Source organism: Mesorhizobium sp. NPDC059025 (assembly GCF_042739655.1).
In the GTDB taxonomy this organism is placed as follows: domain Bacteria; phylum Pseudomonadota; class Alphaproteobacteria; order Rhizobiales; family Rhizobiaceae; genus Mesorhizobium.
Genome location: NZ_JBHYIM010000002.1, coordinates 651,373 through 671,245, shown reverse-complemented (window position 1 = coordinate 671,245; position 19,873 = coordinate 651,373). Strand labels below are relative to the sequence as shown.

The 19,873-nt window shown below is 60.9% G+C and carries 19 protein-coding genes; 16 read left to right on the top strand and 3 right to left on the bottom strand.

Features of this window, described 5'->3' with window-relative positions; all coding sequences use genetic code 11:
* Positions 1 to 72: 72 nt before the first annotated feature.
* Positions 73 to 2,100: a lytic transglycosylase domain-containing protein gene (locus ACFWYE_RS07550; protein ID WP_379110519.1), complete on the bottom strand. Its 2,028-nt coding sequence runs from the start codon at positions 2,098 to 2,100 to the stop codon at positions 73 to 75.
* 275 nt (positions 2,101 to 2,375) lie between these two features.
* Between ACFWYE_RS07550 and dapA the strand changes: the two genes are divergently transcribed.
* Positions 2,376 to 3,257: a 4-hydroxy-tetrahydrodipicolinate synthase gene (dapA, locus tag ACFWYE_RS07545; RefSeq protein ID WP_379110517.1), complete on the top strand. Its 882-nt coding sequence runs from the start codon at positions 2,376 to 2,378 to the stop codon at positions 3,255 to 3,257.
* A gap of 219 nt (positions 3,258 to 3,476) precedes the next feature.
* Positions 3,477 to 3,956, top strand: a complete 480-nt coding sequence (gene smpB, locus ACFWYE_RS07540; protein WP_129410455.1) for an SsrA-binding protein SmpB — start codon at positions 3,477 to 3,479, stop codon at positions 3,954 to 3,956.
* Between the two features lie 42 nt (positions 3,957 to 3,998).
* On the opposite strand, the gene ACFWYE_RS07535 is transcribed toward smpB, so the two are convergent.
* Positions 3,999 to 4,667: a uracil-DNA glycosylase gene (locus ACFWYE_RS07535; protein WP_379110515.1), complete on the bottom strand. Its 669-nt coding sequence runs from the start codon at positions 4,665 to 4,667 to the stop codon at positions 3,999 to 4,001.
* A gap of 32 nt (positions 4,668 to 4,699) precedes the next feature.
* A complete protein-coding gene (locus ACFWYE_RS07530; RefSeq protein ID WP_379061176.1) occupies positions 4,700 to 5,290 on the bottom strand; it encodes an NYN domain-containing protein in 591 nt (196 codons plus the stop codon).
* 258 nt (positions 5,291 to 5,548) lie between these two features.
* Between ACFWYE_RS07530 and rpoZ the strand changes: the two genes are divergently transcribed.
* The 14 genes from rpoZ to ACFWYE_RS07460 all read left to right on the top strand — a co-directional run bounded on the left by rpoZ (position 5,549) and on the right by ACFWYE_RS07460 (position 19,839).
* Entirely contained in the window at positions 5,549 to 5,950 is a 402-nt protein-coding gene (rpoZ, locus tag ACFWYE_RS07525; RefSeq protein WP_239370515.1) for a DNA-directed RNA polymerase subunit omega, read from the top strand.
* A 109-nt stretch (positions 5,951 to 6,059) separates the two neighbouring features.
* Entirely contained in the window at positions 6,060 to 8,285 is a 2,226-nt protein-coding gene (locus ACFWYE_RS07520) for a RelA/SpoT family protein (protein WP_379110513.1), read from the top strand.
* A gap of 15 nt (positions 8,286 to 8,300) precedes the next feature.
* Positions 8,301 to 8,879: an orotate phosphoribosyltransferase gene (pyrE, locus tag ACFWYE_RS07515; RefSeq protein WP_379061172.1), complete on the top strand. Its 579-nt coding sequence runs from the start codon at positions 8,301 to 8,303 to the stop codon at positions 8,877 to 8,879.
* Between the two features lie 101 nt (positions 8,880 to 8,980).
* Positions 8,981 to 9,499, top strand: a complete 519-nt coding sequence (locus ACFWYE_RS07510) for a DUF2062 domain-containing protein (protein ID WP_379061170.1) — start codon at positions 8,981 to 8,983, stop codon at positions 9,497 to 9,499.
* Entirely contained in the window at positions 9,496 to 9,909 is a 414-nt protein-coding gene (acpS, locus tag ACFWYE_RS07505) for a holo-ACP synthase (protein ID WP_379110511.1), read from the top strand. The genes ACFWYE_RS07510 and acpS overlap by 4 nt, the downstream gene beginning before the upstream one ends.
* A gap of 198 nt (positions 9,910 to 10,107) precedes the next feature.
* Positions 10,108 to 10,857, top strand: a complete 750-nt coding sequence (lepB, locus tag ACFWYE_RS07500) for a signal peptidase I (protein ID WP_379061166.1) — start codon at positions 10,108 to 10,110, stop codon at positions 10,855 to 10,857.
* Between the two features lie 3 nt (positions 10,858 to 10,860).
* Positions 10,861 to 11,589, top strand: a complete 729-nt coding sequence (rnc, locus tag ACFWYE_RS07495) for a ribonuclease III (protein ID WP_379061164.1) — start codon at positions 10,861 to 10,863, stop codon at positions 11,587 to 11,589.
* On the top strand, positions 11,586 to 12,500 hold the full coding sequence (gene era / locus ACFWYE_RS07490; protein WP_379061162.1) for a GTPase Era: 915 nt from the start codon (positions 11,586 to 11,588) through the stop codon (positions 12,498 to 12,500). Before rnc ends, era begins: the two co-directional genes overlap by 4 nt.
* Positions 12,501 to 12,598: 98 nt before the next feature.
* The gene (locus ACFWYE_RS07485; RefSeq protein WP_379110509.1) at positions 12,599 to 13,327 is read left to right on the top strand and encodes a hypothetical protein; all 729 of its coding nucleotides are present in this window, start codon (positions 12,599 to 12,601) and stop codon (positions 13,325 to 13,327) included.
* A 337-nt stretch (positions 13,328 to 13,664) separates the two neighbouring features.
* On the top strand, positions 13,665 to 14,810 hold the full coding sequence (locus ACFWYE_RS07480) for a porin (RefSeq protein ID WP_379061158.1): 1,146 nt from the start codon (positions 13,665 to 13,667) through the stop codon (positions 14,808 to 14,810).
* A 122-nt stretch (positions 14,811 to 14,932) separates the two neighbouring features.
* Complete coding sequence (recO, locus tag ACFWYE_RS07475; RefSeq protein ID WP_379061156.1) at positions 14,933 to 15,694, top strand: DNA repair protein RecO; 762 nt, start codon at positions 14,933 to 14,935, stop codon at positions 15,692 to 15,694.
* Positions 15,691 to 16,209: a PaaI family thioesterase gene (locus ACFWYE_RS07470; protein WP_379061153.1), complete on the top strand. Its 519-nt coding sequence runs from the start codon at positions 15,691 to 15,693 to the stop codon at positions 16,207 to 16,209. Before recO ends, ACFWYE_RS07470 begins: the two co-directional genes overlap by 4 nt.
* A 44-nt stretch (positions 16,210 to 16,253) precedes the next feature.
* Positions 16,254 to 18,977 (top strand): DUF2339 domain-containing protein, encoded by a 2,724-nt coding sequence (locus tag ACFWYE_RS07465; RefSeq protein ID WP_379110507.1) that lies wholly within the window; start codon positions 16,254 to 16,256, stop codon positions 18,975 to 18,977.
* Between the two features lie 238 nt (positions 18,978 to 19,215).
* Positions 19,216 to 19,839, top strand: a complete 624-nt coding sequence (locus ACFWYE_RS07460; protein ID WP_379110505.1) for an outer membrane protein — start codon at positions 19,216 to 19,218, stop codon at positions 19,837 to 19,839.
* Positions 19,840 to 19,873 lie beyond the last annotated feature (34 nt).

Sequence of the window (19,873 nt, the reverse complement as noted above, 5' to 3'; positions counted from 1 at the left end):
CGGCGTCAAATCGGGTTTCTCTGAATGAAATCGGACGACGTTTCAGCGAACAGGAAGCGGGGCTTTTGCCGTCTATTTTCGTCCGTTGACGAGATCGCCGACGATATCGAATTCGCCCGAGATGCGCATCTTGTAGACTTCGTAGTTTTCCATCACGCGCTGGATGTAACTTCTTGTTTCGGCGTAGGGGATCCGTTCGATCCAATCGACGACCGTGTCGATGTCCTTGCCGCGGGGATCGCCATAGCGCTTGATCCACTGGTCGGCCCGGCGTGGTCCGGCATTGTAGCCCGCAAAGGTCAGCACATAGGAGCCGTTGTAGCGGTCGAGCTGTTGACCGAGGAAGGCCGCACCCAACGTCGCGTTGTAGCCTGGGTCGGTGGTGAGCTTGGCTTCTGAAAATGCCATGCCGGCCTTTTTCGCCAGCTGTTCGGCTGTGCTGGGCATCAATTGCAGCAGGCCGAGCGCGCCAACGCGGGAGACCGCACTGACGTTGAACTCGCTTTCCTGACGCGCAATGGCATAAGCAAGCGCCTTGCCGGAGCCGGAAATATTCGCGGTTTCGGGAATGACCCCGATCGGATGCGACAATGCCCCGACATTGACACCATTCGCCGCCGCGATCTTGCCGATTCTCAATGCAAGGAAATGATTGCCTCGTTTTCCGGCCATCTCGGCAAGCAAAGCCACCTCGCCGGGGCTGGTCAACTGACCGGCCAGATCGACATAGAGTGTATTTGCGTAGCGCTCATAACCTGCTTCCTGCAGCCGGCCGATGGCCGAAACCGCTTCCCGCTTCGAAAAACTTTGCCGGTCTAAGTCGCTGGGCTGTGGGGTGGTAATGTTGAGCGTGCGGCTGCCAACGCGCTCGCCGGCCAATTGGCCATAGAAGGTCGTGCCGAATGCCGCGGCTTTCATGAAATATTCCCTGGGATCGCCCGGGCCGCCGGCTTCAGCGGCCCGGCCAAGCCAGTAGTAGGCGCGCGAGAGCGAAAGGTTGCCCTGGGCAAGATTGGCAATACGGGAGAAATGCTCAGCCGCCTTGGCCGGATCTTTCAGGCCACGCAGGGCGTACCAGCCGGCGTGGAACTCAGCGTCGGCAGCATTGGTCGGACTTTCCGCCATATGTGTCGAGACGATCCGGTAGGCCGTCTTCATGTCGCCCTTGTCGACGAGTTCGCGCGAAAGCACGCGCCGTTCGACCCACCATGCGTCGGGGTCGACGAGTGCGGCGCGGTCGGTGGGAGCCTTCAGGATCAACGCCGCCGCGTCGTTGAATTTCTTGCGCTTGCGCAGATATTCCGCCTCGGCAAACAGGTAGCCTGCGGAGCGTTGCTCCGTCGGAACCGCGGCCAGCAGTTTCGGGGTGTTCTTGTCACCTTCCGAGGCGGCCGCCCAGGCATCGGCCAATTCCTTCGCGCCGGCCAGCATGGCGACGCGCTGAGCCGAGCCGACCCGGTCTGCATAGAACATGCGCTCCATGCGATAACGATGGTCCGCCGTTGGAATGATTGGGCCGAACTCGTTGATGATCGTCGTCTCGTCCTTGGCCTCCAGTTTTTCCGTGCGCCAGAACGGGGAGAGCACGGATTGCGCCGCCTTTACGTCACCTTTGGCGACATAGGCGCGGGAGAGCGCGATGATGCCCTCGGCCGTTTGCGGCTGACTGCCGTCAAAAGCCTTGATGACGATGTCCGCGCCTGGATTTTCCCGGACGAGCGCACGCTCGCTGTTCCTGCGCAGCGTTGCCATGCCGGGCCAGCCGGGAAGCAACTCGGAGGCCGCGGCGATTTCACCCGATGGCACCCTGTCGCCGCCATAGAGCGCGATGGCCCACGCAAGGATATGATGGTCGAGCGAGGAAACCGGAAGCTTGTCGCGGGCTGCGCGCGCGCCGTCAAAATCCTTGGCCGCAAGCGCGTCGAGACCGATCTTCAACTGCATCGGATTGAAAGCCGGCAGATCCTGCTTGTTCGGCACGGGAAACATCGGCAGCGCATCGGACAGGCGCTTGTCGATGCCGCTGCCGATGGCGATCGCCGGCGCCAGCAACACGATCGCTCCAAGGATTGCAAAACGATAGAGCCGTCTGGCGGTCATGATTCCGGTCTGTTCAAGGTGTGGACGCGCTACACATAGGACATAGGTTGGGATTGTTGAAACCCCAGCAGTCGCTTGCGCGAAGCCGATAAAAGAAAGGTTATTGGTTCCGTTTCCTTTGCCGTCTTCCGCGCCGGCTCTACTTGCCCCAGAACAGTGTCGAGACTATGGTGCCCGGCCTTTCGATGGGCTAGAGCCGTTCAGGATCGGCCTGGTTCGATCGATACCCTGAAAAAGAAGCTTGGAAACCGTTGGGTTCCGTGGAGTTTGAAGACATGCTGAGAGGCTCGCTGACTGCGCTCGTGACACCGTTCGAAAAGAGCGGGCGCTTCGACGAGAAAGCCTTTCGCGCGCTTGTTGCCTGGCAGATCGAAGAAGGAACCCGCGGGCTGGTTCCGGTCGGCACCACGGGCGAATCTCCGACGCTGTCGCATGAAGAGCATCGTCATGTTGTGAAGACCTGCATCGAGGTCGCCAACGGCCGCGTGCCGGTAGTGGCGGGCGCCGGCTCCAACAACACCGAAGAAGCGGTTGGTCTGGTGCAGTTCGCCGAGCAGGCCGGTGCCGACGCTGCCCTGGTGGTGACACCCTACTACAACCGGCCGACCCAGCGCGGCCTCTACCAGCATTTCGCTGCCGTCGCGAAGGCCACCAGGCTTCCGATCATCATCTATAACATCCCGCCGCGCTCGGTGATCGACATGATGCCGGAGACGATGGGGCAGTTGGCCAATGATTTCAAAAACATCGTTGGCGTGAAGGATGCCACCGGCAAGATCGAGCGCGTGTCCGAACAGCGCGCTACCTGCGGCAAGGACTTCATCCAGCTTTCGGGCGAGGATGCGACGGCGCTCGGTTTCAATGCGCATGGTGGCGTCGGCTGCATCTCGGTCACGTCCAATGTTGCGCCACGCCTGTGCTCCGAGTTCCAGGAAGCTACGCTTGCCAATGACAAGGAGCGCGCGCTGGAACTGCAGGATCGGTTGCTGCCGCTGCACAAGGCCATCTTCGTCGAGCCAGGCGTTTCGGGCGCCAAATATGCGCTTTCGCGGCTTGGTCGTGTTGAGAATGCTGTGCGCTCGCCGCTTATGACGGTTGAGGAGAGCACTGCAGCCAAGATCGACGCGGCGATGAAATTTGCGGGTCTCTTGAACTAGGCTGTCACGGGTCTAGAGCGTTTCCGTTTTTCACGGAAATGCGGGAACGCTCTAACTCTTTGTTTTTTCGCAATTCCAGACGGAAAACCGTTGCACACTTTTCCTGGAATTGCTCTTGCGGAATTCGACCCGCATTGCCATTTGATGGCTTCTTTTCCGACGCGTCTCGGGTGGCAGGGCCTGCCGTGGCGCGCCGACAGTTGATTGAAATTGAATGCCATGAACCAGGTGAAGAAAGCCGACCCCAATAACAAGACCGCCGCGGAAAACCGCAAGGCGCGTTTTTCCTATGAGGTGCTCGACACGGTCGAGGCTGGCTTGGTGCTGACCGGTACCGAGGTGAAGTCCTTGCGTCAGGGCCAGGCCAATATCCAGGAATCCTACGCTTCGGTGGAGGATGGCGGCATCTGGCTGATCAACTCTTATCTTCCGGAATATCTGCAGGGCAACCGTTTCAACCATGAGCCGCGGCGGCGGCGCAAGTTGCTGCTCAACAAGCGCGAGATCGCGAAGTTGGGGCAGGGCGTCGCGCGCGACGGCATGACTCTGGTTCCGCTCAAGATCTATTTCAACGACAAGGGCAGGGCCAAGCTGTTGCTCGGTCTGGCGCGCGGCAAGAAGTTGCACGACAAGCGCGAGACGGAAAAGCAGCGCGACTGGGCCCGCGAAAAGGGCAGGCTGCTCAAGGAGCGCGGCTAGACGTCTGCCGAAGAAACTGCTCGCGTTGTTGGGCAGTGCAGCTTATGCCGGACCCAGTGCTGCCCTGATGTCTGAAAACACCTTCATGAACATCTCCGTCGTGAGCACGCCGGTATTCGTGTTGTAGCGGGAGCAATGATAGCTGGAGAACAGCTGGATTTTGCCTGTGTCATAGTTGCCGCCGTGCTTGAACGGGAAGGCCGCGACGCGCAGTCCAAGGGCTCGAACGGTCGACTGATGCGCAATCGCCCCCAGCGTCAGAATGGCACGCAGATTCGGAAAGCGTGCCATTGTCGGGACGAGGAAGGTCCGGCAGGTCGCGATCTCCGGGCCGGTCGGCTTGTTCTCCGGCGGCACGCAACGCACTGCGTTGACGATGGCTGTGTCGACAAGCTCCAGGCTGTCGTCCGGCCGTGCCTCGAAGCGTCCGCGAGCAAATCCATGGGCAATCAGCGTTGAATAGAGCAAGTCACCGGCATAATCGCCGGTAAAAGGCCGTCCGGTCCGGTTGGCACCACGCAGGCCAGGTGCCAGGCCGACGATCAGCAGACGTACACTGTCTTCTCGTCGGTCCGGTGCACTGCCTTTGGGCAAGAAAGCCGGCACGGGACCGTTGAACCAGTCAGGCTCGCGTTCACGCCAAGCGGCAATGAAGTCGTGCAGGCGTGGGCAAAGCGGACAGTCGTGATCGGGTTCGGCGGAGACAAGCATGCCTCGGTGCTACCATCTGCCGGCCCCCATCATCAATACTGGTCGTCGTCATCATCCTGGGCGGCCGCTGGTTCGGCACGCCGGACCGGACGATCCGTCGGATCACGGCCAACCTCGTTCTTCAAGGTCATCAGGTCGATGAAATGGTCGGCCTGCCGGCGCAAGTCATCCGAGATCATTGGCGGCTGGGAAGCCATGGTCGAAACGATCGAGACCTTGCGGCCACGCCGCTGCAGGGCTTCCACCAGGGTGCGGAAATCTCCATCACCGGAAAACAGCACATAGTGGTCGACGACATCGGCGAGTTCCAGCGCATCCACGGTCAGTTCTATGTCCATGTTGCCCTTGATCTTGCGGCGGCCTGCAGCGTCGGTGAATTCCTTGGCTGGCTTGGTAACAACCTTGAAGCCGTTATAGTCGAGCCAATCGATCAGAGGTCGTATCGAGGAGTATTCCTGATCCTCGACCAGCGCAGTGTAATAATATGCGCGCAGGAGATAGCCGCGCTTCTGGAAGCTGGCCAGAAGTTTACGGTAGTCAATGTCGAAGCCGAGGGAACGGGACGTGGCGTAAAGATTGGCGCCGTCGATGAAAAGAGCGATCTTTTCGCGTGGGTCGAACATGGCAATATCCTTCTTGAAAATAGGCAATGCGATAAGTACGTCTGGCAAGGTTTCTTAAGAAAACCGCCAAGCCCCTATTCTTTTGGAAATAACGCCCGGATGATGGCATTCCAAGGGTAGCCAGGGATTGAGCAAGAAATTGTGATCGCAGACAGACCTGGTGGGTGCTTGAGGCGCGCCGCGCTTGTATTCCAGGCCGGTTCGGGCTATGGAGCCCGCCAGATTTCCAATAGATCAAGAGCATGAAAGGGGCATCGGATGGCCCGCGTAACCGTTGAAGATTGCATCGACAAGGTCGACAACCGCTTCGAGCTGGTGCTGTTGGCCGGTCACCGCGCCCGTCAGATCAGCCAGGGTGCGATGATCACCGTGCCGCGCGACAACGACAAGAACCCGGTCGTGGCGCTGCGCGAGATCGCCGACGAGACGCTCTCGCCGGGCGACCTGAAGGAAGACCTGATCCATTCGCTCCAGAAACATGTCGAGGTCGACGAGCCGGAAGCACCGGAAGCCGAGGCGATTACCGATCAGACCGGAACCGCTGTTGCGGCCGACGCCGACGAGCCGGAAGAGAACATCACTTTCGACCGCATGTCGGAAGAGGATCTGCTGGCCGGTATCGAAGGCCTGGTTGCTCCGGAAAAGAACGACGATTATTGATAGCCGGCGGGGCTTAAGCCCTTTCGCGCCATAGTTTTCGTGGCTATTTGTGACATGCGTCGCTCGGCGAGCGGCGCATGATTCATTTCAGCGTTGCGAGAATCCGCCCATGATGCGTCAGTATGAGCTTGTCGAGCGCGTCCAGCGCTACAAGCCGGACGTCAACGAGGCGCTGCTCAACAAGGCCTATGTCTATGCCATGCAGAAGCATGGCCACCAGAAGCGTGCTTCTGGCGATCCTTATTTTTCGCATCCGCTCGAAGTCGCAGCCATCCTCACAGACATGCATCTGGATGAGGCAACCATTGCCGTTGCCCTCTTGCATGACACGATCGAGGACACCACCGCCACGCGTGCCGAGATCGATGAGCTCTTCGGTCCCGACATGGGCAAGCTGGTCGAGGGCCTGACCAAGCTGAAAAAGCTCGACCTCGTCTCCAAGAAGGCGGAGCAGGCCGAAAACCTGCGCAAGCTTCTGCTGGCGATTTCCGAGGATGTGCGCGTTCTCCTGGTCAAGCTCGCCGATCGCCTGCACAACATGCGCACGCTCGACCACATGCGCGAGGACAAGCGTCTGCGCATCGCCGAGGAGACGATGGAGATCTATGCGCCGCTGGCCGGACGCATGGGCATGCAGGGCATGCGCGAGGAGCTCGAGGAGATCGCGTTTCGCTATATCAATCCGGAGGCCTATCGCACGGTAACCGCGCGGCTCGCCGAAATATCGGAACGCAACAAGGGCGTGCTGACCGAGATCGAGAACGCGCTTTCAGCTTTGTTCGACAAGCATGCGATGAAGGCCAGCGTCAAAAGCCGCCAGAAGAAGCCGTGGTCGGTGTTCCGCAAGATGGAAGCCAAGGCACTGTCCTTCGAACAATTGTCGGACATCTTCGGCTTTCGCGTCGTGATGGACACGGTCGAGGATTGCTACCGCGCGCTTGGCCTGATCCATACCACATGGTCGATGGTGCCCGGACGCTTCAAGGATTACATCTCGACGCCGAAGCAGAACGACTACCGGTCGATCCACACCACCATTGTCGGTCCTTCGCGCCAGCGTGTCGAATTGCAGATCCGCACGCGCGAAATGAACAAGATCGCGGAATATGGCGTCGCCGCCCATTCGATCTACAAGGATGCCGCTGGCAAAAGCAACGGCACACACATCATCTCCAAGGAGACCAACGCCTATGCGTGGCTGCGCCGTACTATCGAGCAGCTGGCCGAAGGCGACAATCCGGAGGATTTCCTGGAGAACACCAAGCTGGAACTGTTCCAGGACCAGGTGTTCTGTTTCACCCCGAAGGGCATGCTGATCGCGCTGCCGCGCGGCGCGACGCCGATCGATTTCGCCTATGCCGTCCACACCGATGTCGGAGACACCTGCGTCGGTGCCAAGGTCAACGGCCGGGTGATGCCGCTGATGACCGAACTGAAGAATGGCGACGAGGTCGAGATCATCCGCTCGAAGGCGCAGGTGCCACCCGCGGCCTGGGAATCGATCGTGGTCACGGGGAAGGCGCGCGCTGCCATTCGCCGCGCCACCAAGAACGCCATCCGCAAGCAATATTCGGGGCTTGGTCTGCGTATCCTCGAACGCGCCTTCGAGCGTGGTGGCAAAACCTTCTCGAAGGAAAACCTGAAGCCGGTGCTGCACCGGCTGGCACGCAAGGATATCGAGGACGTTCTGGCCGCCGTCGGGCGTGGTGAGCTCGCTTCGGCGGATGTCTTGAAAGCCGTGTTTCCCGACTACAAGGACGAGCGCGTCACAGTCGCGCCGAAGCAGCGCGAAGAAGGCTGGTCGCGCATCCGCAATGCTGCCGGCATGCTGTTCCAGATGCCGGGGCGCGCCGCTCGCCGCGACAAGACACAGCCGCGAGACGATGCGGCGGTGCCGATCCGCGGCGTGCGCGGCGATCTGCCAGTGCGCTTCGCGCCTGAAGGCGCGGTTCCCGGAGATCGCATCGTCGGCATCATCCAGCCAGGCTCCGGCATCACCATCTATCCGATCCAGTCGCCGTCGCTGACCGCCTTCGATGATCAGCCGGAGCGCTGGATCGACGTGCGCTGGGATATCGACGAGAACAACCGGGAGCGGTTTCCGGCGCGCATCTCGGTGACGGCCATCAATGCGCCGGGTTCTCTTGCTGATATCGCGCAGGTCGTGGCGTCAAACGATGCCAACATCCATACGCTGTCGATGGTGCGCACGGCGCCCGACTTCACCGAAATGCTGGTCGACCTGGAAGTCTGGGATCTGAAGCACTTGAACCGGCTGCTGTCGCAGCTCAAGGAAAACTCGAGCGTCAGCGATGCGCGGCGTGTCAACGGATGATTGGAGCCGCAAGGCATGAACACGGCTGAAGTGCTTGATATCTTTCGCTCGGCGGGCGCGGTGCTCGAAGGTCATTTCATCCTCACCTCGGGCCTGCGCAGCCCGACCTTCCTGCAGAAGGCGCGCGTGTTCATGCATGCGGACAAGACCGAACGCCTCTGCAAGGCGCTGGCCGACAAGATCCGCGCCGAGGTAGGGGGACCGATCAACTATGTCGTCGGTCCTGCCGTAGGTGGTCTGATCCCTGCCTACGAGACGTCGCGTCATCTTGGCGTGCCGGCGATCTGGGTCGAGCGCGAGCAGGGTGTGTTCAGACTGCGCCGGTTCGACATCGAGAAGGGCGCGCGCGTCGTCATCGTGGAAGACATCGTCACGACCGGCCTGTCCATCCGCGAGACGATCGAATGCCTGCGCGATCTCGGTGCCGAGGTGCTGGCAGCCGCCTGCATCATCGATCGTTCGGCCGGCAAGACCGACGTCGGCGTGCCGCTGATTGCACTCGCGCAATATGAGGTTCCGGCGTATCCTGCCGATCAGTTGCCCCCCGAGCTGGCCGCGATTCCGCCGGTGAAGCCGGGCAGTCGCACGCTCTGATTGGTCCGTGTGGGGTTGGCCTGATCGACATGTTGTTCAAGCGAAGAAAAGCGGAAAGTCTTGGTGAACGCCTGCGGGTGTGGTTATGGCCGCGCCGCTCGTTGTCGCGGTCGTTGCGCTATTATGCCAGGCGCATCGTGCGGCTGGAGGCATCGCCGCATGCCGTTGCCGCCGGGGTGGCGGCGGGCGTGTTTGCGTCTTTCTTCCCGCTTGGACTGCACTTCGTTGTTGCTGCGGCCGTATGCTGGCTGGTCGCCGGTAATCTGGTCGCCGCCGCCATCGGTACCGCGCTTGGAAATCCGCTGACCATGCCGTTTCTGTGGGGTGCGTCCTGGGAGACCGGCAAGCTGATTTTGCACCAGCACCTGCCACGCAAGGGGGTGCCGGAGCATCTCGGTGCCATGATGGAGCATTTGAGCCTGTCGCAGCTTTGGGAACCGGTGTTGAAGCCGATGACTATCGGCGCAGTTCCACTTGGTCTGCTCACCGGCGTTGTCGCTTATGGGCTTACGCGTTGGGGGATGACGGCGTTTCGCGAGCGTCGACGCCGGCGGCTTGCCGAAAGGGCCACGCATCATCGGGTATCAGGCGCTGATGCCTTGGGTTCGGCGACACGATGATCATCGGTATCGGTTCCGATCTGATCGACATCCGTCGTATCGAGAAGTCGCTTGAGCGACATGGCGAACGTTTCGTCAAGCGGGTCTATACCGATGTCGAGCAGGCCCGGTCGGAAGGCCGCCGAGCCCGCGCAGCCTCCTACGCCAAGCGGTTTGCCGCCAAGGAAGCCTGTGCCAAGGCTTTGGGAACCGGCATCGCGCAGGGTGTTTACTGGCGGGACATGGGCGTAGCCAACCTGCCGAGTGGCAAGCCGACCATGGTTTTGACCGGTGGCGCAGCAGTCCAGCTCGGGAAGCTTCTGCCTTTCGGCCATCACGCCGTGATCCATCTCACGATCACCGATGATTTTCCGCTTGCTCAAGCCTTTGTGATCATCGAGGCACTGCCGGTCGCAGAAGCGCCACAGTGATGGAGGCTGGAGGGGTTATTGACGTTGTCCGACAAGACAACGGCGTTGCCCGGCAGCCGGTGACCCCGTATATGAACGGCGGGACAATGCATCAGCCCGAAAGTCGGAATCGATTTTCGGCAAGAAGGATGTGTAGATAAAGTTTTAGAGCGTTCCCTGTGCGTCCGAACAAGCGCGCGGTGCTCTAGCGAGGATGAGATGAGCGTGGCTGACAAATCAGAAAAGAAAAGCGGCGGACTTGGCGAAACCGTAAGCGTTATCGTGCAGGCTCTGCTTCTGGCGCTTGTCATTCGTACCTTGTTCTTCCAGCCCTTCTCAATTCCTTCCGGTTCGATGCGGCCGACTTTGCTGGAGGGCGACTATCTCTTTGTCACCAAGTGGGCCTACGGTTATTCGCGCTATTCGCTGCCATTTGGACCAGATCTGTTCTCAGGTCGCATCTGGGGTTCGGAACCGAACCGCGGCGACGTGGTCGTCTTCAAGTTCCCACCGGATCCATCCGTCGACTACATCAAGCGGGTCGTCGGCCTGCCGGGCGACAAGATCCAGATGAAGGGCGGCCAGCTCTTCATCAATGGCGTCGGCGTGCCGCGCACCAAGGTTGGACAGATCGACAACCCCGATATCACCGAGAAGAACGGGCCTGTCGACGTCTACCGCGAGACGCTGCCGAACGGGGTGAGCTACGACACGCTCGACCTGACGCCAAACGGCATCGGCGACGACACACGCGAATTCGTCGTGCCGGAAGGCCATTATTTCATGATGGGTGACAACCGCGACAACTCCAGCGACAGCCGGTTCAGTGTCGGGTATGTGCCTGCGGACAATCTTGTCGGTCGCGCCAACATCATCTTCTTCTCGATCGCCGGCGGTGCCAGCCCGCTCGAAATCTGGAAGTGGCCGTCCGAGATGCGTCCGTCGCGCCTCTTTTCCTTCGTCCACTGACAGATGACGGCGCCCAAGCGTTTAACTCCCGAGGCATTGGCTGCCGTCCTGGAAAGTCGAACCGGTCACGGTTTCCGCGATCCCAAACGTTTGCAGCGCGCGCTGACACATGCCAGTGCTCGCGGCAGCCATGCCGGGGTCGACTATGAGCGCTTTGAATTCCTGGGCGACCGGGTGCTCGGCCTTGCAGTCGCGGATATGCTGCTGGCCGATTTTCCGGACGCACCCGAAGGCGAGCTGTCGGTGCGGCTGAATGCATTGGTCAACGCCGAAACGTTGGCGCAAATTGCCGATGAGATCGGACTGGCCGATTTGATCCGGGCGGGTAGCGAGGTCCGCAACCTCGCCGAACGCAAGCGGGTCAACCTGCGCGCCGATGCGCTTGAATCGCTGATTGCCGTCATCTATCTCGACGACGGGCTCGACGCAGCCAGGCGCTTTATCCACTCCTATTGGAGGCCGCGCGCCAAAGCTGTTGGTGCCGCCAGACGCGATCCAAAGACCGAATTGCAGGAGTGGGCGCACCAGGCGGCAGCCGCAACCCCGGAGTATCGCATCGATAGCCGGGAAGGGCCTGATCATGACCCGCTCTTCACCGTAACAGTGAGCGTTGCCTCCAAGGAAACGGCGACGGGCACCGGCCGCTCAAAACGTGAAGCGGAACAGGCCGCAGCTACGGCGCTTCTGCTCCGTGAAGGAGTATGGGCCGCCGAAGGAGACAATGTGCGATGACGGCAGACATGAGCGCAGGGACAACCCACTCTGGTTTTGTCGCGCTGATCGGCGCGCCCAATGCCGGGAAGTCGACGCTGATCAACCAGTTGGTCGGTACCAAAGTGTCGATCGTGACCCATAAAGTGCAGACAACCCGTGCCCTCGTGCGCGGCATTGCGACCCACGGAAGTGCACAGATCGTGCTGGTCGATACGCCCGGCATCTTCAAGCCAAAGCGGCGACTCGACACTGCGATGGTCACCACCGCCTGGGGTGGAGCCAAGGACGCGGATCTGGTTCTGGTGTTGATCGACGCTGAACGCGGCATCAAGGGTGACGCCGATGCCATTCTCGACAAGCTGGCCGATGTGCGCCAGCCGAAGATACTGGTCCTGAACAAGGTCGACCGCGTGAAACCGGAGACGCTGCTGACGTTGACAAAGGCAATCAACGAGCGCGTTGCTTTTGAGCGCACCTTCATGGTTTCGGCTCTGACAGGCTCCGGCTGCAAGGACCTGCTCAATTATCTTGGCGAGGCTTTACCGGTTGGTCCCTGGTACTACCCGGAAGACCAGATATCCGACCTGCCCATGCGCCAGCTCGCCGCTGAAATCACGCGCGAAAAACTTTACCTGCGCCTGCATCAGGAACTGCCTTACGCCTCCCATGTCGAAACCGAGAAGTGGGAGGAAAAGAAAGATGGCTCGGTGCGTATCGAACAGGTGATCTATATCGAGCGCGACAGCCAGAAAAAGATCGTGCTTGGCCACAAGGGCGAGACCATCCGTGCAATCGGCGAGTCCGCTCGCAAGGAGATCGGCGAAATCCTAGAGCAGAAGGTCCATCTCTTCCTGTTCGTGAAAGTTCGGGAAAATTGGGGCGACGACCCTGAGCGCTATCGCCAGATGGGGCTGGATTTCCCGCACTAACGGGCTGTTCCTTTGTCGCGTAACTGTCATATGCGACACCTATAGCCGTCGCGTCCCGGTGGCGTTCGTTGCGTCGGGGCAGCGGCGGAACGATGCGCATGAATGGACTTACCGGTACCACGGGCGGCCTTTCCCGGCTTGAGCTCGAGCGTGTTGCGGTGGCTGAGCTTCAGCGCGTGTTGCGAGCCAGCGTCGATCCGTCCAACGAGGAGACCATTGCAGCCTCGGCATTTGTCGGCGGCAGCATCGCGGCGGCAATCGTCACTCTCTCTCCGCGCCAGCGCCGGGCATTGGACCGGCTGCTCAAGAACCCATCGAAGCTTGCCGCCAAGATCGTCAAACTCCTCCTCGTCGATGTCGCTCAGGCATCGGAAGGCCGGGGACCGGTGCATGAGAGCGCCACTTTGCTGGAAAGCCCTTTGTCAGAATCTGCCTCGGAGCTTCCGTCGCAGCGCAATGGTCTGGCGTCCGTCCTGGTCGAGGAGTGGGCAGGGCAGGTGGCGGGCTCCACCTATCTGGAAGAAACGTTGCGCATCCCACGCTCCACTTTGCATCGTTGGCAGCGGCGGGGTGAGGTGATTGCGCTGCGCACCGGCGGCAGGAAACACGTCTTCCCGCTCGCTCAGTTCATCGACGGCCGCCCGGTGCCGGGGATTCGTGAGGTGCTTGGGTTCATCGGCCATCCGAGAACGGCCTGGTCGTGGCTTATCCGGCCGGCATTGGAGTTCGGCGGCGAGGCTCCGCTCTCGCTTCTGGCCAAGGATCACGCAGGCGACGTCATCCGCGCTGCCGAGGCCTTCGCGGGGTCGTCGACCGAGGTCGCCTGACTGCCTTTGGCAAGTCTGCCTTGTGCTCAATTTTCTTTAGCCGGCACAAAATTATTCGGCGAATGACCGGTCTTTTATGACAGATTCTTGTCGATGTGCCGTATGTGCCAAAAGTCATTAAATATCAACATGTTAGTTGTAAATTTACAACAAGCTGCGGGCGAATGTCCTGTCCTGCCGTTGTGCAGTGCAATATTCGTTGAAAGTGAAAACTCGATGGGTATTGTCCCGGCAGAAAGGGGCGCTCGGGCGTCACCTTTCGAGTGGCGGTTGGTGGCAATGGCCTTCAGCCAGAAATCTGAAAACATATTTTTGAAAATTGACTGGAGAGGTCAAAATGAACATCAAGAGCCTCCTTCTCGGCTCGGCTGCGGCACTGCTCGCAGTTTCCGGTGCGCGCGCCGCCGACGCTGTTGTGGTCGCCGAGCCGGAACCCGCTGAATACGTCAAGATCTGTGACGTCTACGGCGCCGGCTACTTCTACATCCCGGGCACCGAGACCTGCCTGCGCGTCGGTGGTTACATCCGCTATGACGCCGGCTTCGGTGATGTCGGCTCGTTCGATGGCTCCGTCGCCACCGATCGCCTGGACGGTGACCGCAACCACACCTACGCAAAGAATGCCCGTTTCGCTCTGCGCACCTGGACCGGTCAGGAGACCGAATACGGCACGTTGAAGACCTTCACCGAGACCCGTTTCCAGTTCGGCAACACCAACAGCAACGGCGACGCCGTGAACAAGAACGTGTCGCTGAACTTCGCCTGGATCCAGCTCGGCGGCCTGCGCGTCGGTAAGGACGAAACGGTGTTCGATTCGTTCATCGGCTACGCCGGTAACGTAATCCAGGACACGCTGATCCCCTACGGCGGCAAGGACACCAACCTGATCAGCTATACCTTCGATGCCGGCAATGGCTTCTCGGGTATCGTGTCGCTGGAACAGGGCTCGGGCAGCTACTCCCGCGTCAAGCGCGTGGGTGACACCTGGACTGTCGACAGCAACACCATCGACAGCTACGTTCCGCACGTGGTCGGCGGCCTGAAGTACAAGGGCGACTGGGGTTCGCTCACCGGCGTCGTCGCCTACAACAGCGCTTACGAAGAATGGGCTGGCAAGGTTCGCCTCGATGTGAACGCAACCAGCGACCTCACCCTCTTCGTGATGGCTGGTTATGGTTCGGACGACAACATCGACCGCAACCAGTACAAGCCTTGGGGCGGCAACTGGGCTGTCTGGGGCGGCGGTACCTACAAGTTCGACTCCAAGACCAAGTTCAATGCTCAGGTTTCGTATGACGACAACCGCAGCCTCGCAATCGCTGCCAACGTTGCCTACGAAATCGTCCCTGGCTTCGTGATCACGCCTGAAGTCGACTTCGTCAACGAAGGCCGCTACGGCAAGGCCGGCTACCTCGGCAGCTGGACCAAGGCTGACAAGAAGAACAGCTTCGGCGGCATCATCCGCTTCCAGCGCAACTTCTAATCGACCTCCAGTCGATATCTTGCGGCCCGCGGCATTCGCCGCGGGCCGTTTGTTTTGGCGGGAGATTTGAAGCCTTCTGCCTGCTCCTTGATTTCCCAGCCGAAGGCGTCAAATCTCCCGCCATGGAATGGCGCGACGAGGGAATCATACTCGGCACCCGCAAGCATGGCGAAACCAGCGCCATCCTCGAGGTGATGACGCGCGCGCATGGCCGGCATCTCGGCCTGGTGCGCGGCGGCCGCGCACGCAAGATGCAACCAGTGCTGCAGGCCGGCAATCGGGTCGACCTGATCTGGCATGCCCGACTCGACGAGCATCTCGGAACGTTTCAGGCCGAAGCCATCGAAATGAACGCGGCACGCTTGATGGACAGCGCGGTCGCCGTCTACGGCTTGCAATTGCTGGCCGCCAATCTCCGGCTTCTGCCGGAGCGCGACCCACATGACGCGCTTTACGAAACTCTGGCCCTCATCATTGCCCATCTGGAGGATGCCGACGTTGCCGGCGGGTTGGTTGCGCGGTTTGAACTCATGATCCTCGACGAACTCGGCTTCGGTCTCGACCTTTCCGAATGTGCCGCTACCGGGACCAAGGAGAACCTGGCCTATGTCTCGCCGAAGTCGGGCAGGGCGGTGTCGCGCGAAGCGGGAGCGCCCTGGCACGACAAGATGCTGGCGCTGCCTATGTTCCTGCAGCGCGGCGCCGGGCTGAACGCGGATCTTTTCGCGGTGGAGCAAGCCTTCAGGCTGACATCGTTCTTTTTCACCCGTCATGTCTACGAGCCACGTGGCGTCGAACCGCCGGATGCCCGCTCCGGCTTCATTGCCGCCTTGCGCAAGCATCATGCTGCCCACGGCTCGACCAAGGGAGACACCGCCGCATGAGTGCCGTTGAACTCTATCCCGGCCGGATTTCGCCGATGGGCGTCGGCACCATTCCGCATGCCGACATGCTCGCTTATTCAGGACTGGAGCTGCTGCAGCGTGTCATCGACGGTCGGTATCCAGCGCCGCCCATGGCGTATCAACTGAGTTTCGCCCTCACCGAGGCAGAGGAGGGGCGCGTCGTCTTTCGCGGCATGCCCAACGAAAAACATCTCAATCCCATGGGTGGGGTGCACGGCGGCTGGGCGGCGACCGTGCTCGATTCGGCGCTCGGCTGTGTGGTGCAGACCTTGCTGGCCAAGGGCGAAGCCTATGCGACGGCGGAATTCAAGGTGAACCTGATGCGACCCATCACGCCGAACATCGGCGAGGTGGTTTGCGAGGGCAGGATCATGCACAAGGGGCGCACGCTGGCCGTATCGGAAGCGACCCTGAAGGACAGTGCAGGCAGGCTACTGGCCTTCGGTACCGAAACCTGCTCGATCTTTTCGGTCGCCAACCTGGCGGCCCGATAGGCGATTCGGGCGACGGTAGAACGCGGCTTCAGGGGGATGCCTCGGTGGATGTCTTCAGCATTGTCGGTTTTGTCGTTCTGCTTGTTATCGTGGCTCGACAGCGCTCGCAGCTTGGCAGGATCGAACGCGAGCTCGGCGAGGTGCGCAAACTCGTCATTCCGGGTGCAGCCGGATCGACCTCCAGGCCCGCGGAGGCGCTCACGACCGAGCCATCGCCGCTGAGCTCAAGCGAGGCTTTGCTAGAGGGCGGGCCCGACGATGTTCCTCAGGCCTCCGAACCGGAGGATACGCAGGAAATTGCAGCGGCTGGCCCATGGGGAAGCCCGGTTCAGGGTGAGGAGGCCGTGTCCGAGCCGAGGGGCGAAGACGGTGCCGCGAAATCGCAAGAACCGAAGAAGAAGCCGGACATTGAAACCGCGCTCGGCACACGCTGGGCGGTATGGGTCGGTGGTATAGCACTGGCCTTGGGCGGTCTCTTCCTCGTCCGCTACAGCATCGAGGCGGGTATCTTCGGGCCGGGTGTGCGGATAGCCATGGCGGCAATCCTCGGCCTTGTTCTGGCCGGCGGCGGTGAATTCATCCGCCGCACCGGCTTCAAGGTGCCTGTCGAGGGCGCGGCCGGTGCCTTCATCCCGGCCATTCTCACCGCGGCCGGCGCCTTCACATTGTTCGGTACCGTTTATGCAGCACATGGCATTTACGGCTTCATCGGTCCCACGGCGGCTTTCGTGCTGCTTGGGTTGATCGGCATCGCGACGATCGCCGCCGCGCTCGTGCACGGGCAGGCGCTCGCCGGCGTCGGACTGCTCGGCTCGCTGGCGACGCCGATGTTGGTCTCTTCTCAATCACCCAATCCATGGGCCTTGTTCGGGTATCTGGCGATCGTCCTCGCGGCGACCGGTTTCATCGCGCGCATCCGTCGCTGGTCGCTGCTGATGGCGGCAGCCTTTGCCGGCGTCGGTTTGTGGGTCGTGCTCTATATGATCGAGGCGCCAACGCCCGGATTCGGTGTCCTCGTCTTCATCAACCTCGTTGTGCTGGCGGTTCTTGGCCTTGTCTGGTTGGGCTCAGAGTCCAGCCCGGCCGAGGCGCGGATGGGCTTCGACCTGACATCGATCGCTCCGGCGATCTTCGTCGCGGCAGCAAGCCTGGTGTTGTTTGCCGAGCCGCGTTTCGCTGATCTTGGTGGTGCCTGGCCAGCAGCCCTGATCGTCGCCGCGATGATCGGAACCGTCGCGTTTCGGCCGCAGGCATTGCCTGTTCTAAACGGTTCCGCCCTGGCAACCGTCTTTGCCTATCTCAAAATCACGCCGTTGGCCGAGACATCCATCGACCTTTCAGGCTACGCGGCCATTGACACCACGCCAGTGACCGTCGTTGCAGATGCCGTGATGGTCCGCATCGGCATCGTGCTTGGTTTGCTGTTCTTGGGCACGGGCCTGTGGAGCGCCAGGCGACATGTCGGGACAAGCCTTGCACAGTCGGCTTCCTGGGCTGCATGTGCTGCGGCTGTGCCCCTGGTGATCGTGTTGTCGCTTTGGGTGACGTTCGGCGATATCGATCGGGATTTCGTCTACGCGGCAGTTACCTTGCTGTTGCTCGCTGTGCTGGTTGCCGGTGGCGAATGGATCGCGCGGGCCGAACAACCTCCGCTCATCGGCGGTCTGGCTGTTTCCTTCGCGTTGGCCGGTGCAGGGGTCGCAACCGTCCTGTTGCTGCATATGGCTTTCGGCTCAGGCCTGACCACCGTTCTGTTGGGCGCGGCTGCCGTCGTGCCCGCCCTGGCCACGCGTTGGCGAGACTATCCTGTGCTTGGCTGGCTTTCGGTCGGCTCCGTTGTCGCCGTTCTTGCGCGCATAGCCTTCGACCCGACCATCGTCGGTGCCGAGTTCCTGTCCAGAACACCAGTCTTCAACTGGCTGTTGGCAGGTTACGGTGTGCCCGCACTCGGCTTCGGCTTTGCGGCCTGGCAGCTGGCGCGCACCACCAATGGCCGCCCACGCCTTGCCATGGAAGCCGGAGCGGCGCTGTTTGCCTTGCTTTGCGTGGCGATGCTGGTGCGTCATGCCATGCATGGTGGCGTCATCGATGACGGGCGGGTCTCACTCGCCGAGCAGTCGATCTATACGCTGATAGCTCTCGGCGCAGGCGCCATTTTGATCAGCATCGACATGCGCTCGCCGAGTTCGGTGCTGCGTTATGGTTCGCTGATCGTCGGTGTCGTTTCGGCGCTCGCCATAGTCGGCCAGCATTTTGTCATCCTCAATCCGCTCTTCACCGACGAGTCGACGGGCGGGATTCCGGTCTTCAATCTGCTTTTCCTCGCCTATCTGTTGCCGGCTGCCGCTGCCGGGGCAGTGGCATATTACGCGCGCGGCAAGCGCCCGAAATGGTATTCCGCCATGCTTGCCCTGATCGGAGCCCTGTTGGCTTTCGCCTATGCAACCCTGTCGGTGCGGCGCTTCTTCAAGGGTGAGTTCATCGGCCTGTGGAGCGGCATGGAGCAGATCGAGACCTACAGTTATTCCGCGCTGTGGCTGCTGCTCGGCGTCGTGCTGCTCGTGATTGGTGTCCGGTTCGGTTCCTATGTGCTGCGTGTCGCTTCGGCGGCGTTGATTGCGATAGCCGTGCTGAAGGTCTTCCTGTTCGACATGTCGGAACTGGAAGGTGTGTTGCGGGCGCTTTCCTTCATTGGGCTGGGTGCCGTGCTCATCGGCATCGGATTGTTCTACCAGCGACTGCTGTCGCGGGCGCCCAGGCAGGGGTAGCCGCTTTCAGGAATGCTTAAGGAATCTTACTGAAATATTACCCATAAATATTTGTTTTCGCTAAACTTTGCGCAATGTTGGCGTAATCCATGCCGGCCATTGTCCCCATGCAACCAGCGCGCTGGTGCACGGGGCCCAGCCGGCGGATTGCTTCCCCAGTCGCCGACCGGCCGTCAGCCCCGTCAACGGGCTGCGGAGCTAAATGCTCCGCAGCTCAATCATTTTCGGAGCTAAAACCATGTCCAAGCGAAATCTGTTTCTCGTCATGTTCGCTGGCCTTGCACCTTTCGCCGTGCCGGCCGTAGCGGCCGATCTCGTGTCCGACCAGACCTATTCGGATCCCGCCTACAACTGGTCGGGCAGCTATATCGGCGGCCAGTTGGGTACCTCATCCTCGGGCTTTCCCAACCCGTTTTCGAGCAAGAGCGGCTGGCAGTTCGGCGGCCAGGTCGGCACCAATTTCCAGAGCGGCCCATTCGTCTACGGTGCGGAACTCGACGGCACCTACTCCAAGGGAACCAAGCACAAGCTGGATGACGGCGCCGAACTGAAGCGTACCTGGACCGGTGCCGCCAAGGTTCGTGCAGGCGTCTCCTTCGACAGGACACTGGTCTACGGCACGGCCGGCTATTCGATGACCAAGGTCAAGCCGGGCGGCACCGTTGCCTCAGGTGGCAAGTGGGAGGGCGGCTATCTGCTGGGCGGTGGTATCGAGCAGGCATTCGCCGGCAACATCTCGGCCAAGGTCGAATACAACTATGTGAACTATGGTGACGTCGACTACACGTTGCGCAATGGCGCCAAACGCACGGATGATCTGAAGAGCCACACCGTCAAGATGGGTCTCAACTACCGGTTCTGATATCAGCCGGTTCTCCAGCGCCGCTGGCTCCCCG

Excerpts from the sequence above, each read along its gene's own strand:
- ACFWYE_RS07550 (WP_379110519.1), bottom strand. The coding sequence starts at position 2,100 with ATGACCGCCAGACGGCTCTATCGTTTTGCAATCCTTGGAGCGATCGTG.
- dapA (WP_379110517.1), top strand. The coding sequence starts at position 2,376 with ATGCTGAGAGGCTCGCTGACTGCGCTCGTGACACCGTTCGAAAAGAGC.
- smpB (WP_129410455.1), top strand. The coding sequence starts at position 3,477 with ATGAACCAGGTGAAGAAAGCCGACCCCAATAACAAGACCGCCGCGGAA.
- ACFWYE_RS07535 (WP_379110515.1), bottom strand. The coding sequence starts at position 4,667 with ATGCTTGTCTCCGCCGAACCCGATCACGACTGTCCGCTTTGCCCACGC.
- ACFWYE_RS07530 (WP_379061176.1), bottom strand. The coding sequence starts at position 5,290 with ATGTTCGACCCACGCGAAAAGATCGCTCTTTTCATCGACGGCGCCAAT.
- rpoZ (WP_239370515.1), top strand. The coding sequence starts at position 5,549 with ATGGCCCGCGTAACCGTTGAAGATTGCATCGACAAGGTCGACAACCGC.
- ACFWYE_RS07520 (WP_379110513.1), top strand. The coding sequence starts at position 6,060 with ATGATGCGTCAGTATGAGCTTGTCGAGCGCGTCCAGCGCTACAAGCCG.
- pyrE (WP_379061172.1), top strand. The coding sequence starts at position 8,301 with ATGAACACGGCTGAAGTGCTTGATATCTTTCGCTCGGCGGGCGCGGTG.
- acpS (WP_379110511.1), top strand. The coding sequence starts at position 9,496 with ATGATCATCGGTATCGGTTCCGATCTGATCGACATCCGTCGTATCGAG.
- lepB (WP_379061166.1), top strand. The coding sequence starts at position 10,108 with ATGAGCGTGGCTGACAAATCAGAAAAGAAAAGCGGCGGACTTGGCGAA.
- rnc (WP_379061164.1), top strand. The coding sequence starts at position 10,861 with ATGACGGCGCCCAAGCGTTTAACTCCCGAGGCATTGGCTGCCGTCCTG.
- era (WP_379061162.1), top strand. The coding sequence starts at position 11,586 with ATGACGGCAGACATGAGCGCAGGGACAACCCACTCTGGTTTTGTCGCG.
- ACFWYE_RS07485 (WP_379110509.1), top strand. The coding sequence starts at position 12,599 with ATGAATGGACTTACCGGTACCACGGGCGGCCTTTCCCGGCTTGAGCTC.
- ACFWYE_RS07480 (WP_379061158.1), top strand. The coding sequence starts at position 13,665 with ATGAACATCAAGAGCCTCCTTCTCGGCTCGGCTGCGGCACTGCTCGCA.
- recO (WP_379061156.1), top strand. The coding sequence starts at position 14,933 with ATGGAATGGCGCGACGAGGGAATCATACTCGGCACCCGCAAGCATGGC.
- ACFWYE_RS07470 (WP_379061153.1), top strand. The coding sequence starts at position 15,691 with ATGAGTGCCGTTGAACTCTATCCCGGCCGGATTTCGCCGATGGGCGTC.
- ACFWYE_RS07460 (WP_379110505.1), top strand. The coding sequence starts at position 19,216 with ATGTCCAAGCGAAATCTGTTTCTCGTCATGTTCGCTGGCCTTGCACCT.